Source organism: Cellulomonas sp. T2.31MG-18 (assembly GCF_964266755.1).
Lineage (GTDB): Bacteria > Actinomycetota > Actinomycetes > Actinomycetales > Cellulomonadaceae > Cellulomonas.
On the sequence record NZ_CAXWGW010000005.1, the window covers coordinates 19,848 to 35,094 of the forward strand.

Here is a 15,247-nt window from a genome sequence, read left to right on the forward strand (position 1 = left end):
TCACCACGGCACCGTGCCGGAGTCGTCGAAGAACGTGCCCGTCGGTCCGTCCGGGCCGAGCAGGGCAGCACGCACGATCGCCCGGGCGCCCTCCTCCACCGTCTGCACCCCGCGGTGGCCGTTGAAGTCGGTGGCGGTGAACCCCGGGTCGACGCAGTTGACGCGCAGCTGCGGGAACGCCTTGGCGTACTGCACCGTCACCATGTTGAGGGCCGCCTTCGCCGAGCTGTAGGCGAGGAGCTGGTACCGGCTCGCGATCGACCCGGGGTCGGTGGCCAGCGTCAACGAGCCCAACCCGCTGCTCACGTTGACCACCGTCCCGGCGGTGGACCGCAGCAGCGCCGGCAGGAAGGCCCGAGTCACGCGCACGACGCCGAAGACGTTGGTGTCGAACACCGTGCGCATCAGGTCCGCCGTCACGTCGGCCGGTGCCGCGAGCCCGCCGGACACCCCGGCGTTGTTCACCAGCACGTCGAGGTCGCCCACCGTGGCCGCCGCCGCGGCGACGGAGGCGTCGTCGGTCACGTCCAGCTGCACGAGCCGGGCGCCCAGCTCGTCGGCGGCTTGCCGGCCGCGCTCGGCGTCCCGGGCGCCGATCCACACGTCGTGCCCGTGGGCGAGGAGCTGGCGGGCGGTCTCGCGGCCGAGGCCCTTGTTGCCACCCGTGATCAAGGTCGTGGTCATGCGAGCAGCCTGTGCCGGTACCACCGGGCGCCGGCAGGTACCCGCAGTACCAGGGTGCGACGCGGAGCCGCCCGTCGGCGGCGCGAGACTGGGACCATGCCGTCCGACCTGGGAACCGTCCTGCGCACGTGGCGGGAGCGCGTGGCACCCGCGGACGTCGGTCTGCCGCCCGGGTTCCGCCGGCGGACCCCCGGGCTGCGCCGCGACGAGCTCGCGCTGCTCGCCGGCATCTCGGTCGACTACGTCACCCGGCTGGAGCAGGGGCGCGCCACCGCGCCGTCCGCGCGGGTGGTCGAGGCACTGGCGGGGGCCCTGGGGCTCGGCACGGCCGAGCGCGACCACCTCTTCCTCTCCGCCGGGCTGCGCCCACCGGGCGCCGGCATCGTGTCCCGGCACGTCACGCCCGGGGTCCGTCGCCTGGTCGACCGGCTCTCGGGCACGCCGGTGAGCGTGTGGGACGCGACGTGGACGATGCTACTGGCGAACGACGAGTGGATGGCGCTGCTCGGCCCGCTCCGCGACGAGACGGAGCGCAACCTGCTCTGGCGGCACTTCGTGCTGGGGGTCAGCGCGGTGCGCCACGGGTCGGCCGGCGACCTCGACCGCTTCGAGACGGCGCTGGTCGCCGACCTGCGGGCGGCTGCGGCCGACCATCCCGCCGACCGGTCGGTGGACGCCCTGGTCAGCGGGCTGCGGGAGCGCAGCGAGCGGTTCGCGCAGCTGTGGGACGCCGGGGTGGTGGGACGGCACGCCTCGGAGCGCAAGACGGTGGTGCACCCGTCGGTCGGCGAGGTCGTGGTGGACTGCGACGTGCTGACCGTCCCCGGAGCCGGTGACCTGCGCGTCGTGCTGTACACCGCGGACCCGGGCAGCGAGGCGGCGGGTGCGCTGGCGCTCCTCTCGACGATCGGCCCGCAGCCCCTCTGACGACAGCCCCGACAGGACGGACGACGATGGACCACGACCCGGCCGGCACGACGGACGCCGGACCCGTCGCCCTGGTGGAGTGCACGCGGGGCGAGCTCGTCGAGAGCGGGCACCGCGGCTCGTTCTGCGTCGCGGACGCCCGGGGCGCCGTCCTGCTCGGCGCCGGTGCCGTCGACGTGCCCGTCTTCCCGAGGTCGACGCTGAAGCCGCTGCAGCTCGCCGCCATGCTCCGCAACGGCCTCGAGCTCCCCGAGGACCTGCTCGCGCTCGGCGCATCGAGCCACTCGGGGGGCGCGGTCCACCGGGACGGGGTGCGTCGGATCCTCGCGCTGCACGGGCACGACGAGACGGCGCTGCGCAACGTCGCGGCACTGCCGTTCGGCGAGCCCGAGCGGGAGGAGTGGCTGCGCACCGGCCGCGGACCGGTGCCGGTGTGCCAGGACTGCTCCGGCAAGCACGCGGCGATGGTGGCGACGTGCGTGGTCAACGGCTGGTCGGTCGACGACTACCTGTCGCTCGACCACCCGCTGCAGCAGGCGATCGAGCGGACCATGACCGAGCTGACCGGCGAGCGGCCCGCCACCGTCTCCGTGGACGGCTGCGGCGCCCCGCTGTTCGCGGTCAGCCTGCGTGGCGTCGCCACGGCGTACGCGCGGCTCGCCACGGCAGCCGAGGGCACGGCTGAGGGCCGGGTGGCGGCGGCGATGCGTCGGTTCCCCGAGCTGGTGGGCGGCGAGAGTCGGGACGTCACCCAGCTGATGCGTGCCGTGCCCGGCCTGGTCGCCAAGGACGGCGCGGAGGGGGTGCAGGCGCTGGCACTGCCGAACGGGACCGGCGTGGCGATCAAGATCGCCGACGGGGCCGACCGGGCTCGGCTGCCGGTCACGCTCGCGGTGCTGGAGAGCCTCGGTGTCGACCAGGGCGCGCTCCGCACCGTGCCGGTGCCGCCGGTGCTCGGCGGTGGGGTGCCGGTCGGGCGCCTGCAGGTGCCGAGCTCGGTGCGGCGGCTGCTGGCCGCCGGCTGAGGGCGCCGACGCTCAGAGCCGGCCCGAGGCCGCGGCCGCGCGCGCCCACGTCTCCCAGTCGACGCCCCTGACCAGGGCGTCCGGTCCGGGCAGCACGGAGCCGGCCATCATGCTGGGCGATGCCGGCACCGGCTCGATCCGCACCCGCTCGCCGCGCAGCTCGACCAGCTGACGGACCAGGTCCACGAGCTCCTCCCGCCGGGGACCGGCCACCTCGACGTCGCCGTCCGTCCCGTCGGTCGCGAGCTCGACGAGGAGCCGCGCGACCTCCCGCGACGCCACCGGCTGGGTCGGCATCTGCATCACCTGTGCCGTGTCGCCGTGCCGGCCCCGGTCGAGCACCTGCCCGGGGAACTCGTGGAACTGCGTGGCGCGCAGCACCCGGGGTCCCGGCGCGTGCTCACGGGTCGCGCGCTCGTGGGCGAGCGTGGCGACGTACCAGGGGTAGTCCTGGCTCCGGTCGACGCCCACGATCGACAGCACGACCGTGCGACGCACACCGGCGGCGTGCGCCGCGGCGCCCAGGTCGGCCGCCACCCGGGTGAAGAAGTCGACGGCCGCGGCCTGGTCCATCAGGGGCGAGCGCGTCGTGTCGATCACCGCGTCCACGCCCTCGAGGCGGTCACCGACCGATCCGGGGACGGTGAGGTCCACGCCGGTCGCGCGGCTCAGCGGCACCACCTCGTGGCCGGCGGCCCGCGCCAGCTCCACCACCTGCGAGCCGATCAGGCCGGTGGCACCGGCGACGGCGATCCTCTGCGCACCCGTCATCACGCCGATGCTAGGCGGTCCGGCGGCAGCGAACCGCGCCGGGTGAATTGGGGCCGCTGACGTCACGGCACCCGGCGGACTCCTTGGCGCGGGTGCGTGCCTGCCGATGGACGGGGTGCCACCCGCGCGCGATGCGGCGCTCGCCGGGCGACGGAGTGGGCAGAGAGCGCGAGGCCTGGATGACGGCGATGCATCGAACCCCGTCGCCGTTCGTGGTGGCCGCCGGTGTGTCGGTGGTCGGGGTCGTCGCCTTCGCCCTGGCCGGTGCCCACGTGCGGCTGTGGCTGCTGGTGGTCGCTCCGCTGGCCGCAGCGGTGACCGTCATCCTGTCCGTCGGGTTGCGCGGTCCGGCACGGCCACGGGCGTGGCTGCTGCTGGCGTTCGCGCTCGTCTCGGCCGCGATCGGCTCCGCGGTGCAGGTGCACGCGCAGGCCATCACGACGGCCGTGTCGCTCGGCTTCGACATCGGCTCGCTCGCTGTCGGCGTGGCGATCCTCGGCTTCACGCCCCCCGTGCCGGCTGAGCGCGACCGGTTCGCCTGGTTGGAGAGCGCGATCGGTCTCGTCTCGCTCGCCACCGTCGGCTACCAGTTCCTGGTCCAGCCGTACGTCGACGCCGGCGCACCGACGGCGGCGGTGACGTCCGCGGCGGCGCTGCCGACCCTCGACCTCGGGCTGTTCGCCCTCCTGCTGCGCCTGCGCGACCACCGTCCACGCCGCAGCACCTCGCTCACGGTGCTGGTGGGTGCCCTGTTCTGCGCGGTCGCGTCCGACACCGTCGTCGGGCTGGCGACCATCGGCGGTCAGTACCACCCCGGCTCGCGGTGGGACGGCTTCGCCTACGCCTCCTACCTGGCGCTGGGTCTCGCGGCGGTGCACCCCTCGATGACCAAGGTCGGCCTGCCGTCCGCGGGGGTCGCGCCCTCGCGTGTCCCCGGCCTCCTGCTGCTGCTGCCCGCCGGGGCCGTCGTGCCGGCGCTGTGCCTCGGCGCGGTGCTGGGCACGCTGCACCTGAACCTCTGGCTCGCCGCGGCCGCAGGCCTCGTGCTCTTCCTGCTGGCGATGTCCCGCGCGATCGACCTGCTCGCCCGCAGCGAGCGGGCCAGCCTGCACGACGCCCTGACCGGCCTGGCCAACCTCCGGCGGTTCCGCAACGAGCTGGCACGCTCGGCGCACCTGCCGCACGGCGTGACGGCGCTGCTCGCGCTGCTCGACCTGGACGACTTCAAGGCGATCAACGACACCTACGGGCACACGGTGGGCGACGCCCTGCTGGTCCAGGTGGCGGACCGGCTGACCACGGCGCTCCCGGCCGGACTCCTCGTCGCCCGGTTCGGCGGCGACGAGTTCGGCGTCCTGGCCGTCGGGACCGACGCCGACGCGACGGCGCACGCCGACCGGATCGGCGGCCAGATCCTCTCGGTGTTCGCCGAGCCCTTCGTCCTGGAGGGCCTCCCGCTGCGGGTCTCTGCGAGCGTCGGTGTGGTGATCTCCCCCGACGTCCAGACCCTCGAACGGCTGCAGGTCGACGCGGACATCGCGATGTACGCCGCCAAGGACGCGGGCCGCGCGACCTACCGCGTCTACAGCCGCGAGCTGCGCGACCAGATGCTCGGGCAGCGCGAGCTCGCCGGTCAGCTGGACCACGCGCTGCGCCACCCGGAGTCCGGGGGGCTGTGGGTCGCCTACCAGCCGGTCGTGGCGGTCGACGGCGCCGGCCTACGGTCCGTCGAGGCGCTGGTGCGGTGGCGGCACCCGAGCCGCGGTCCGCTGCTGCCGGGCCAGTTCCTCCCCGCCGCTGAGCACGCCGGTCTGTCCGCGGACCTCGACGAGCTGGTCCTCGCCACGGCGCTGCGTCAGCTGGCCACCTGGTGCGACGCCGACCCCGCGTTCCGGTCCATCCGGGTCGCGGTCAACATGACGGCCGCCTCGCTCAGCCGCTCCGACCTGGTCACGCACGTGCTCGACCACGTCGCGAACGCCGGCGTGCTGCCCAGCCAGCTGACCATCGAGATCACCGAGCAGACCGCGGTGCCCGGCGGTGCCGAGCTGACCGCTGCGCTGAAGGAGCTGACGGCAGCGGGCGTGGAGCTGGCGATCGACGACTTCGGCACCGGCTACTCGGCCCTGAACTACCTCGAGCGGTTCCCGGTCTCGGTGCTCAAGCTGGACAGCAGCCTGATCAACTCCGTCGACACGCAGCCGTCGCCCCTGCTGGCGGCGGTCACGGCGCTCGCGCGCTCCCTGGGGCTCGTGCTCGTCGCCGAGGGTGTCGAGCGGGCCGGGCAGCTCGTGGCGCTCCAGCAGCTCGACATCCCCTACGTGCAGGGTTTCCTGTTCGCCCGGGCGCAGCCGGCCCGCGACGTGGAGGACTACCTGCGCAGCCACGGTGCGCACACCGGCGGGCGTGCGACCGCGTCGTCCGGACCGCCGGCCGGGCGCAGCCTCCGCGTACCCTCGCCGGGCCGCCCGACGCCGTAGCAGCGGGCCACCGCGAACCGCCCCGCCGGGCGGTGCGCGCGCCCGTGAGCGAGGATCGCCGAGGGCTGCCGCGCGGCGGTCCGGGACAGGAGGCGGACGATGAGCAGCTCGACCAGCCAGCCGCAGGACGACGACCGGCCGCCGCCGCCCGTCGTCGAGGGGACCGGGCCCGACGAGAACGAGCTCGACCCCGGCAAGACGTCCGCGGAGGACTCGGAGGACGGCGGGCGGTCCGACGCGGGCTGACCCGTCGTCCCCCCGCTCGGCTCAGCGCCAGGACGGGTCGACCCGCTGGAGCTCCACGTCGTGCAGCGCACCGTCACGCGCCCGGGCCGTCATGAACGTCGCGAACGGCTGCCGCCGCCGGTCCGTCGGTGAGCCGGGGTTGAGCAGCCGCATCCCGGCGGGTGTGCGCGAGTCCCAGGGGATGTGGCTGTGGCCGAAGACGAGCACGTCCAGGCCGGGGTGGTCCCGGTCGCAGCGCGCCTCGCGGCCGGTCGCCGGGCCGGTCTGGTGCACCACACCGAGACGGACGCCGTCCAGCTCGACCGTCGCGACCGCGGGCAGCAGCCTGGTCAGCGCCGCCGAGTCGTTGTTGCCCGCGCAGCCGACCAGCTGCGCGGCCCGCGAGGCGAGCGCGGCGTAGAGCTCCTCGGAGATCCAGTCGCCGGCGTGCACCACCACGTCCGCCGCGTCGACCGCTGCCCACACGACGGGCGGCAGGTCGCGCGCCCGGGCCGGGACGTGGGTGTCCGCGAGCAGCACCAGTCGCATCGCCCGATCCTGCCGCCGTCCGCGACGAGCCGCACTCAGCGGCGGGCGCCGCTCGCCGGTCGTTCCACCCGCTCCCACCCGCGCCGCGGCGGCTCCGCCCCGAGCCGTGGGCTGCGCGAGCGGTAGACGACGTACGGCCGCCACAGGTACCAGACCGGCGCGCTGAACACGTGCACCAGCCGGGTGAACGGCCACAGCGCGAACAGGCCGAACGCGAGCAGCCCGTGCAGCTGGAAGCCGATCGGCGCGTGCGCCATCAGCTCGGGGTGCAGGTGCCCGTAGAAGATGCCGCGGAACCACACCGACACGCCCAGGCGGTAGTCGTAGTCACCGCCGAGCTTGAGCGCCGACCCGGCGGCCGTGTTCCACAGCCCCAGCAGGACTACCGCGGCGAGCCAGGCGTACATCAGCTTGTCCATCTTGGTGGTCGCGCTGAACACCGGCCCGACGGTGCGTCGGCGGTAGATCAGCAGCACCATCCCGACCAGCGTGCAGACGCCGGCGATGCCGCCGATCCCGACGGCCATCACGTGGTACGCCGTCTCGCTGATGCCCACCGCCGACGTCCACGACTCCGGGACGCCCAAGCCCATCACGTGGCCCAGGAAGACGAACAGGATGCCGAAGTGGAACAGCGGGCTGGCCCAGCGCAGCAGCCGGGACTCGTACAGCTGGGACGAGCGGGTGGTCCAGCCGAACTTGTCGTACCGGTACCGCCAGACGTGGCCCAGCACGAACACCGCCAGGCACACGTACGGGACGACCACCCACAGCAGCAGGTCCTTGGTGGTCATCGGCGGGCTCCCATCGGCGTCGGCGGCGGCATGAACGGCTCGAGACCGACCTCCTCCCCCGGCGGCCCCTCGGCGGCGAGGCGCGCGACCGCGTCCCGCTCGTCCCCCGCGAGCGGAGGCAGCGTGGCGCACACGGCCCCCACCACGCCGGCGTAGGGCGACCGCGAGTCCTCGAGCGCCAGCCGCAGCAGCTCGAGACCCGCCCGGTGCGCCAGCAGCAGACCGATGCCCGCCTCCGCGTCGGTGGTCGCGGCGAACTCCAGCAGGATGCACAGGTGGTCCGGCAGCTCCTCACCGTCCACCTCGGCCCCGGCCGCCCGGTACGCCTGCTTGAGCTCGACCAGCGCGACGCCCCGCTTCCGGGTGTCTCCGTAGGCGTAGTAGGTGAGGTACAGGCTGCAGCGCCGGCGCAGGTCGAAGGTCTCGACGTAGTCCGCCTGCAGCTGCGACAGCGGCGTGACCAGGAGATGGTCGGCCAGCCGGCGCAGCGGGGCCGCCACCGCGTCGGGCAGCTCCTGCGCGGCGGCCTCGACCTGGGGCAGCAGTGCGAGCAGCTCCGGCGTGGGGTACTCCAGCAGGAGGGCCGCCAGCCGGTGCACCACCGCCGTCTGCCGGGTGGCGAGCCGGTGGGCGGCGGCGGCGCGGGCGACGCGGTTCATCGGGGCTCCGTCCCCGACCCCGTCGGACCGGGCTCGCTGCCACCCGCGGGCAGCGGCTGCGTCTCGCCGGACGGTCCCTCGGGCTCGTGCGGCCGCGCCTCGTCCGGACGTGGGGGGAACATCCCCTCGGGTGCCCCCTTGCCGTCCCAGTTGAGCAGGTTGACGCGCGCCTTGCGGGTGGCCGGGTCGGCGACCGTGTCGGTCAGCTGCCGCTGCTGCAGCATGTGGAAGTTCTCCACCGCGATCGGCGTGGTGCCGCCCGAGCCCTCCCCGAACGGTCCCCACTCGTTCATCCCCGGGCCGCCCTCGTAGTCGAGGCTGCACTCGGTGGCCAGCTCCTCCAGGCCGTGCGCCTGCTCCTCGTGGGCGGTGGGGATCACGTACCGCTCGTCGTACTTGGCGATCGCCAGCAGCCGGTACATGTCGCGCATCGTGCCTTCGTCCATGCCGACGGACGCCGGGATCGACGCGTCTGCCTCGCGGCCCATCGACAGGTCGCGCATGTACGACCGCATCGCGGCGAGCTTGCGCAGCACCGCGGTGACCGGTGCGGTGTCGCCCGCGGTGAACAGGCCGGCCAGGTACTCCACCGGGATGCGCAGCGCCTCGATCGCCGCGAACAGGTTGCCCCGCTCCTCGGCGTCCTCCCCCGTGTCCCGCACCACGTCCACCACCGGCGACAGCGGCGGGATGTACCAGACCATCGGCATGGTCCGGTACTCCGGGTGCAGCGGCAGCGCCACCTCGTAGGTGCTGATCAGCTTCCAGATCGGCGACCGCTGCGCGGCGTCGATCCAGTCGCGCGGGATGCCCGACCGCTCCGCCTCCCGGATCACCTCGGCGTCGAACGGGTCGAGGAACACGCTGCGCTGCGCCGCCAGCAGCTTGGTCTCGTCCGGCTCGCTGGCCGCCGCGAGCACGCGGTCGGCGTCGTACAGCACCAGGCCGATGTAGCGCAGCCGGCCGACGCAGGTCTCCGAGCACACCGTCGGGATGCCCACCTCGATGCGCGGGAAGCAGAACGTGCACTTCTCGGCCTTGCCGGTGCGGTGGTTGAAGTAGACCTTCTTGTACGGGCAGCCGGTGACGCACTTGCGCCAGCCGCGGCAGCGGTCCTGGTCCACCAGCACGATGCCGTCCTCGGACCGCTTGTAGATCGCGCCCGACGGGCAGGACGCGGCGCACGACGGGTTCAGGCAGTGCTCGCAGATGCGCGGCAGGTAGAACATGAACGTCTTCTCGAACTCGAGCTTGACGTCCGCCGAGACCTTGGCGAGCACCGGGTCGTCCTTGGTCAGCTCCGGGGCGCCGCCCAGGTCGTCGTCCCAGTTCGCGCTCCAGCGCACCTTGGTCGGCTCGCCCGTGATCAGCGAGATCGGCCGGGCCACCGGTGTGTGCTCCTGCAGCGGGGCGCTGGTCAGGTTCTCGTAGTCGTAGGTCCAGGGCTCGTAGTACTGGTCCATCGACGGCATCTTGGGGCTGGCGAAGATGGTGAGCAGGTTCTTCGCCCGGCTGCCCGCCTTCAGCTGGAGCCGGCCGCGACGGTTCAGCGTCCAGCCGCCCTGCCAGCGTTCCTGGTCCTCGTACGTGCGCGGGTAGCCCTGGCCCGGGCGCGTCTCGACGTTGTTGAACCAGACGTACTCCATGCCCGTGCGGTTGGTCCACGCCTGCTTGCAGGTGACCGAGCACGTGTGGCAGCCGATGCACTTGTCGAGGTTCATCACCATCGACATCTGAGCCATGACTCTCATCGCGCTTCCCCTTCGCTCGTTCCTCGCTCCGGAGTGCGCCGCTCAGCACCTGTCATCGCGCTTCCCCTTCGCTCGTTCCTCGCTCCGGAGTGCGCCGCTCAGCGACCTTCATCAGTACTGCACCTCCTGCGAGCGCCGGCGGATGACCGTGACCTCGTCGCGCTGGTTGCCGGTGGGGCCGAGGTAGTTGAACGCGTAGGACAGCTGCGCGTACCCGCCGATCAGGTGGCTCGGCTTGATGAGAAGCCTGGTCAGCGAGTTGTGGATGCCGCCACGGCGCCCGGTGGTCTCCGTCAGCGGGACGTCGATCAGGCGGTCCTGGGCGTGGTACATGTACACGGTCCCCTTGGGCATCCGGTGCGAGACCACCGCCCGCGCGACGACGACGCCGTTGCGGTTGACCGCCTCGACCCAGTCGTTGTCCCGCACGCCGACCGTGGCGGCGTCCAGGTCGCTCATCCAGATGGTCGGGCCGCCGCGGGACAGCGTCAGCATGAACAGGTTGTCCTGGTACTCGGAGTGGATCGACCACTTGTTGTGCGGGGTCAGGTACCGCAGCGTGACGCCGAGCTCGCCGGTGGAACCGAGCTCCGGCTCGCCGAACAGCTGCGCCATGTCCAGCGGCGGCCGGAACACCGGCAGCTGCTCGCCGAGCTCGGCCATCCAGTCGTGGTCCAGGTAGAAGTGCTGCCGACCGGTCAGTGTGTGCCACGGCTTGAGCCGCTCGACGTTGACGGTGAACGGTGAGTACCGCCGCCCGTGCGCCTCGGTGCCGGACCACTCGGGCGAGGTGATCACCGTCGCCGGCCTGCTCTGGGTGTCGGCGAACGTGACCCGCTTGCCCTCGTGCTCGGCCGCCAGGTCGGCGATCGTCGTCCCGGTGCGCTTCTCGAGGGTGTGGAAACCCTGGACCGCGAGGCGCCCGTTGGTGGTCCCGGACAGCGCGAGGATCGCCTCGCAGGCGTGCACGTCCCGGGTCAGCAGCGGTCGCCCCTCGAGCACGTCGCTGCCCGTGTTCCGGGCCACGCCGTTCTTCTGGCCGAGGTAGGCGACCTCCTCGCGCACGTCGAAGGTGACGCCCTTGGTGGTCGCGCCCAGGGTGTCGACGAGGGGCCCGAGGGTCGCCATCTTCGCGGCGACCGCCCCGTAGTCCCGTTCGACGACGACGAGCTTCGGCATGGTGACCCCGGGCACCGGGTCGCACTCGCCCTGCGCCCAGTCCAGCGCGACACCGCCCGGGTTGAGCATCTCGTCGGGCGTGTCGTGCGTGAAGGGCACGGCCACGACGTCCCGGCGCACCCCGAGGTGCGTGCGGGCCAGCGTGCTGAACGTGCGCGCCAGCGTCTGGAAGATGTCGAAGTCGGTCCGGGACTGCCACGGCGGCGCGATCGCGGGGCTGAACGAGTTGACGAACGGGTGCATGTCCGTCGTGTTGAGGTCGTGCTTCTCGTACCAGGTCGCCGCGGGCAGCACCACGTCGGAGAACACCGTGGTGCTGGTCATCCGGAAGTCGAGCGACAGCAGCAGGTCGAGCTTGCCGGTGGGGGCCTCGTCGCGCCAGACGACGTCGCGCGGCCGCCGGTCCGGCGTCGCCTCCTCCGCCCGGAGGTTGGACTCGGTGCCGAGCAGGTGCTTGAGGAAGTACTCGTTGCCCTTGCCCGAGCTGCCGAGCAGGTTGGCCCGCCACACCGTCAGCACCCGCGGGAAGTTCTCGGGGGCGTCGGGGTCCTCGCCCGCGAAGCGCAACCGGCCGGCGGTGAGCTCCTGCGGCACGTACTCGTCGACCGGCAGGCCGGCCGCCTCCGCGTCGTCGGCCAGGGTCAGCGGGCTCCGGTCGAACGTCGGGTAGGACGGCATCCAGCCCATCCGGGCCGTCTTGGCGATCACGTCCGCCGTGGTCAGCCCGGCCAGCAGGCCGGTGCCCGTGGCCGCCGAGAGCGCGTCGGCCGAGAAGGGGTCGTACCGGAACTGGTCGGTGTGCAGGTACCAGTAGGCGGTCTGGATCATGGTGCGCGGGGGTCGCGCCCAGTCCAGCGCCATCGCGTAGGTGGTGTAGCCGGTGAGCGGCCGCACCTTCTCCTGGCCGACGTAGTGCGCCCAGCCACCGCCGTTCACGCCCTGGCAGCCGGTCAGCATGGTCAGGGTGAGGAACGTGCGGTAGATCGTGTCGGAGTGGAACCAGTGGTTGGTGCCCGCGCCCATGATGATCATCGAGCGGCCGCGCGACTCCTCGGCGTTCGCCGCGAACTCGCGCCCGATCCGCGCGGCGGCCGCCGCGGGGACGCCCGTGAACTCCTCCTGCCAGGCAGGTGTGCCGGGCTGCGTCGCGTCGTCGTACCCGGTCGGCCACTCGCCGGGCAGCCCAGGGCGTCCGACGCCGTACCGCGCGAGCAGCAGGTCGAACACCGTGGTGACCAGGTGACCCGCCACCCGTCGGACCGGCACGCCGCGCCGGATGGTCCCGGCGGACCCGTCCAGGGCGTCGAACCGCGGCAGGTCCACCTCGACGCCCTGCACACCGTCCGCCCCGGCCCCCCGACCAGGTGCCGCTCCCAGCGGCGCCTCCCCGGACAGGCTCAGCAGCGGGTCGACGTCCCCGAGGTCGAGGTTCCACCGCCCTTCACCGGACTTCCCGTACCGGAAGCCGAGCGACCCGCCCGGCACCACGGGCAGGCCGGTCGCCCGGTCGAGCAGCACCGTCTTGAACGCCGCGTTCTCGCTGGTCGCCTCGGCACCGGGCAGGTCCGCGGCGGTGAGGAATTTGCCCGGCACGTAGGCGCCGTCCCGCTCGTCGAGCCGCACCAGGAACGGCAGGTCCGTGTACCGCTTGACGTAGGAGTCGAAGTACGGCGTCTGCCGGTCGACGAAGAACTCCTTGAGGATGACGTGGCCCATCGCCATGGCCAGCGCCCCGTCGGTGCCGGGCTGGGCCGCGAGCCAGTCGTCGGCGAACTTCACGTTGTCCGCGTAGTCCGGTGAGACGACCACCACCTTCTGCCCGCGGTAGCGCGCCTCCGTCATCCAGTGCGCGTCCGGCGTGCGCGTCACGGGGACGTTCGAGCCCCACATGATCAGGTAGCCGGCGTCCCACCAGTCCCCCGACTCCGGCACGTCCGTCTGGTCGCCGAACACCTGGGGCGACGCGACCGGCAGGTCCGCGTACCAGTCGTAGAAGGAGAGCATCGGCGCGCCGATCAGCTCGTGGAACCGGGCACCGACACCGTGCGACACCTGCGACATCGCGGGGATGGGCGAGAACCCGGCGACGCGGTCCGGCCCGTACGTCTTGATCGTGTAGACCTGCGCGGCGGCGACGATCTCCACCGCCTCGTCCCAGCTCGCCCGCACCAGGCCGCCCCGGCCGCGCGCGCTCTTGTACCGGCGGGCCTTGTCCGGGTCCTCGACGATCGCCGCCCACGCCGCCACCGGGTCACCGGTGCGGCGCCGCTCCTCGCGGTACAGGTCGAGCAGGACCCCGCGCACGTACGGGTAGCGGATCCGGGTCGGCGAGTACGTGTACCAGCTGAACGCCGCGCCCCGCGGGCAGCCACGCGGCTCGTACTCCGGCCGGTCCGGACCGACGCTCGGGTAGTCGGTCTGCTGCGACTCCCACGTGATGATCCCGTCCTTGACGTAGACCTTCCACGAGCACGACCCCGTGCAGTTCACGCCGTGGGTGGAGCGGACCACCTTGTCGTGGCTCCAGCGGTCCCGGTAGAACTCGTCGGCGTCCCGCCCGCCCACCTTGCTGAGGGTCCGCAGGTCCGCCGAGACCTCCCCGCGCCGCAGGTGGCGCCCGAGCCGGAGCAGCGCCTCCGACACCGGGCCGTCGAGGCCCGGTTCGGAAGGGGTGCGCGGTGTGGTGCTCGGGTTCATCTGGGCTCCTTCGATCGACACACGCTCGTGCGGAGGTAGCGGGAACGGGCTCAGCTGGGCCGGGGTGCCCCCGGCGCGGGTCGGCGGGAGGTGGCGCGGCGCGGGTGCGCGGCGGCCGGACGTGCGCCTGCCGGGGGTGCGGCGGACGCGGGTGCGGAGGCTGCGGGTGCGAAGGCTGCCGGCGCGAAGGGTGCGGGTGCCGCGGCGGCGCGGCGAGCGAGGTCGTTCTCCCTCGGCTGGACCACCCTCGGTTCCTCCCGGACTCGGCTGCCGTCAGTGTTGCTCAGGGAAGGCGCGGTTAAAAGCGGAGACACCCGTGGAAATTCAACTTTCCTCTCGCCGTGCCGCTCCAGCGGTCCGTGGTTAGCGTGCGGGAGGGCTCCATCGGGCCCTCGGCCGCCCGCCGGCCCTCACGCGGACCCGGCCCCCGGAGAAGGAGCGACCATGCGTGCGCTGACCACCATCCCGCTGCACGGCGGCACCCTGCAGGTCGGCGACGTCCCGGACGCCACGGCGGCGGACGGTCACCTGCTGGTCGACGCCCTCGCCGTCGGCGTGTGCGGGACCGACCGGGAGATCGCCGACGGGGACTACGGGTGGGCTCCTCCGGGCAGGGAGCGGCTGGTGATCGGCCACGAGTCCCTGGGGCGCGTCCGCACCGCGCCCGACGGCAGCGGCTTCTCGGCCGGAGACCTGGTGGTCGGAGTCGTGCGTCGGCCGGACCCGGTGCCGTGCGGCGCCTGCGCGCACGGGCAGTTCGACATGTGCCGCAACGGGCAGTACACCGAGCGCGGCATCAAGCAGCTGGACGGCTACGCGAGCGAGCAGTGGTCGGTGGAACCGGACTTCGCCGTGAAGCTCGACCCGCGGCTGCACCAGGTCGGCGTGCTCATGGAGCCGACGACGGTGGTCGCCAAGGCGTGGGACCAGGTGGAGCACGTCGGGCGGCGCGCCTGGTTCGAGCCGCGCACGGTGCTGGTCACCGGCGCCGGACCCATCGGGCTGCTCGCGGCGATGCTCGGCGTCCAGCGCGGGCTCGAGGTGCACGTGCTCGACCGGGTGACCGACGGACCCAAGCCCGCGCTGGTCTCGGACCTCGGCGCGACGTACCACCACGGCGACATCGACGAGGTCGCGACGGCGATCAAGCCGGACGTCGTCATCGAGGCGACCGGCGTCGGCCCGCTGATCTTCGGCGCGATCGCCGCCACCTCGTCGTACGGCATCGTCTGCCTGACCGGTGTGTCACCGACCAGGCGCCGGCTGACCATCGACGCCGGCGGGCTCAACCGCGAGATCGTCCTGGAGAACGAGGCGGTCGTCGGCTCGGTCAACGCGAACCTGCACCACTACCGGCTCGCGGCCGAGGCCCTCGCCAAGGCAGACGTGGACTGGCTCGCGCGGCTGATCACGCGCCGGATCCCGGTCGAGCGGTTCGCCGACGCGTTCGTGGACCAGGACGACGACGTGAAGGTGGTGCTGACGTTCGACCGGTCGGGCAGCTGA

General features: G+C 73.2%; 12 protein-coding genes. 5 read left to right on the forward strand and 7 right to left on the reverse strand.

Annotated elements, in window-relative coordinates; all coding sequences use genetic code 11:
- Positions 1 to 684: an SDR family NAD(P)-dependent oxidoreductase gene (locus tag ACFQTY_RS16110; protein ID WP_378102502.1), complete on the reverse strand. Its 684-nt coding sequence runs from the start codon at positions 682 to 684 to the stop codon at positions 1 to 3.
- A 96-nt stretch (positions 685 to 780) separates the two neighbouring features.
- Between ACFQTY_RS16110 and ACFQTY_RS16115 the strand changes: the two genes are divergently transcribed.
- Together ACFQTY_RS16115 and ACFQTY_RS16120 are read left to right on the forward strand one after the other, a co-directional pair.
- Positions 781 to 1,611 (forward strand): helix-turn-helix transcriptional regulator, encoded by an 831-nt coding sequence (locus ACFQTY_RS16115; RefSeq protein WP_378102504.1) that lies wholly within the window; start codon positions 781 to 783, stop codon positions 1,609 to 1,611.
- Positions 1,612 to 1,637: 26 nt separating this feature from the next.
- Positions 1,638 to 2,636, forward strand: coding sequence for an asparaginase (locus ACFQTY_RS16120; protein ID WP_378102507.1), 999 nt, complete (start codon positions 1,638 to 1,640; stop codon positions 2,634 to 2,636).
- Between the two features lie 12 nt (positions 2,637 to 2,648).
- Here the strand turns inward: ACFQTY_RS16120 and ACFQTY_RS16125 are convergent, their stop codons facing one another.
- The gene (locus tag ACFQTY_RS16125; protein WP_378102509.1) at positions 2,649 to 3,407 is read right to left on the reverse strand and encodes an SDR family oxidoreductase; all 759 of its coding nucleotides are present in this window, start codon (positions 3,405 to 3,407) and stop codon (positions 2,649 to 2,651) included.
- 188 nt (positions 3,408 to 3,595) lie between these two features.
- On the opposite strand from ACFQTY_RS16125, the gene ACFQTY_RS16130 reads away from it, so the two are divergent.
- Both ACFQTY_RS16130 and ACFQTY_RS16135 read left to right on the forward strand, forming a co-directional pair.
- Positions 3,596 to 5,887, forward strand: coding sequence for a putative bifunctional diguanylate cyclase/phosphodiesterase (locus tag ACFQTY_RS16130; RefSeq protein WP_378102512.1), 2,292 nt, complete (start codon positions 3,596 to 3,598; stop codon positions 5,885 to 5,887).
- Positions 5,888 to 5,986: 99 nt separating this feature from the next.
- Positions 5,987 to 6,133, forward strand: coding sequence for a hypothetical protein (locus ACFQTY_RS16135; protein ID WP_378102514.1), 147 nt, complete (start codon positions 5,987 to 5,989; stop codon positions 6,131 to 6,133).
- Between the two features lie 21 nt (positions 6,134 to 6,154).
- Here the strand turns inward: ACFQTY_RS16135 and ACFQTY_RS16140 are convergent, their stop codons facing one another.
- The 5 genes from ACFQTY_RS16140 to ACFQTY_RS16160 form a co-directional block, all read right to left on the reverse strand.
- Positions 6,155 to 6,661, reverse strand: coding sequence for a metallophosphoesterase family protein (locus tag ACFQTY_RS16140; protein WP_378102516.1), 507 nt, complete (start codon positions 6,659 to 6,661; stop codon positions 6,155 to 6,157).
- Between the two features lie 35 nt (positions 6,662 to 6,696).
- Positions 6,697 to 7,455 carry a respiratory nitrate reductase subunit gamma gene (gene narI, locus ACFQTY_RS16145; protein ID WP_378102518.1) on the reverse strand — a complete coding sequence of 253 codons (759 nt, stop codon included), beginning with the start codon at positions 7,453 to 7,455 and terminating at the stop codon, positions 6,697 to 6,699.
- Positions 7,452 to 8,114, reverse strand: coding sequence for a nitrate reductase molybdenum cofactor assembly chaperone (gene narJ, locus ACFQTY_RS16150; RefSeq protein WP_378102521.1), 663 nt, complete (start codon positions 8,112 to 8,114; stop codon positions 7,452 to 7,454). Before narJ ends, narI begins: the two co-directional genes overlap by 4 nt.
- Positions 8,111 to 9,865 carry a nitrate reductase subunit beta gene (gene narH, locus ACFQTY_RS16155; RefSeq protein ID WP_378102523.1) on the reverse strand — a complete coding sequence of 585 codons (1,755 nt, stop codon included), beginning with the start codon at positions 9,863 to 9,865 and terminating at the stop codon, positions 8,111 to 8,113. The genes narJ and narH overlap by 4 nt, the downstream gene beginning before the upstream one ends.
- 111 nt (positions 9,866 to 9,976) lie before the next feature.
- On the reverse strand, positions 9,977 to 13,741 hold the full coding sequence (locus tag ACFQTY_RS16160; RefSeq protein ID WP_378102526.1) for a nitrate reductase subunit alpha: 3,765 nt from the start codon (positions 13,739 to 13,741) through the stop codon (positions 9,977 to 9,979).
- 444 nt (positions 13,742 to 14,185) lie between these two features.
- On the opposite strand from ACFQTY_RS16160, the gene ACFQTY_RS16165 reads away from it, so the two are divergent.
- Positions 14,186 to 15,247, forward strand: a complete 1,062-nt coding sequence (locus ACFQTY_RS16165; RefSeq protein WP_378102528.1) for a glucose 1-dehydrogenase — start codon at positions 14,186 to 14,188, stop codon at positions 15,245 to 15,247.

Excerpts from the sequence above, each read along its gene's own strand:
- ACFQTY_RS16110 (WP_378102502.1), bottom strand. The coding sequence starts at position 684 with ATGACCACGACCTTGATCACGGGTGGCAACAAGGGCCTCGGCCGCGAG.
- ACFQTY_RS16115 (WP_378102504.1), top strand. The coding sequence starts at position 781 with ATGCCGTCCGACCTGGGAACCGTCCTGCGCACGTGGCGGGAGCGCGTG.
- ACFQTY_RS16120 (WP_378102507.1), top strand. The coding sequence starts at position 1,638 with ATGGACCACGACCCGGCCGGCACGACGGACGCCGGACCCGTCGCCCTG.
- ACFQTY_RS16125 (WP_378102509.1), bottom strand. The coding sequence starts at position 3,407 with ATGACGGGTGCGCAGAGGATCGCCGTCGCCGGTGCCACCGGCCTGATC.
- ACFQTY_RS16130 (WP_378102512.1), top strand. The coding sequence starts at position 3,596 with ATGCATCGAACCCCGTCGCCGTTCGTGGTGGCCGCCGGTGTGTCGGTG.
- ACFQTY_RS16135 (WP_378102514.1), top strand. The coding sequence starts at position 5,987 with ATGAGCAGCTCGACCAGCCAGCCGCAGGACGACGACCGGCCGCCGCCG.
- ACFQTY_RS16140 (WP_378102516.1), bottom strand. The coding sequence starts at position 6,661 with ATGCGACTGGTGCTGCTCGCGGACACCCACGTCCCGGCCCGGGCGCGC.
- narI (WP_378102518.1), bottom strand. The coding sequence starts at position 7,455 with ATGACCACCAAGGACCTGCTGCTGTGGGTGGTCGTCCCGTACGTGTGC.
- narJ (WP_378102521.1), bottom strand. The coding sequence starts at position 8,114 with ATGAACCGCGTCGCCCGCGCCGCCGCCGCCCACCGGCTCGCCACCCGG.
- narH (WP_378102523.1), bottom strand. The coding sequence starts at position 9,865 with ATGAGAGTCATGGCTCAGATGTCGATGGTGATGAACCTCGACAAGTGC.
- ACFQTY_RS16160 (WP_378102526.1), bottom strand. The coding sequence starts at position 13,741 with ATGAACCCGAGCACCACACCGCGCACCCCTTCCGAACCGGGCCTCGAC.
- ACFQTY_RS16165 (WP_378102528.1), top strand. The coding sequence starts at position 14,186 with ATGCGTGCGCTGACCACCATCCCGCTGCACGGCGGCACCCTGCAGGTC.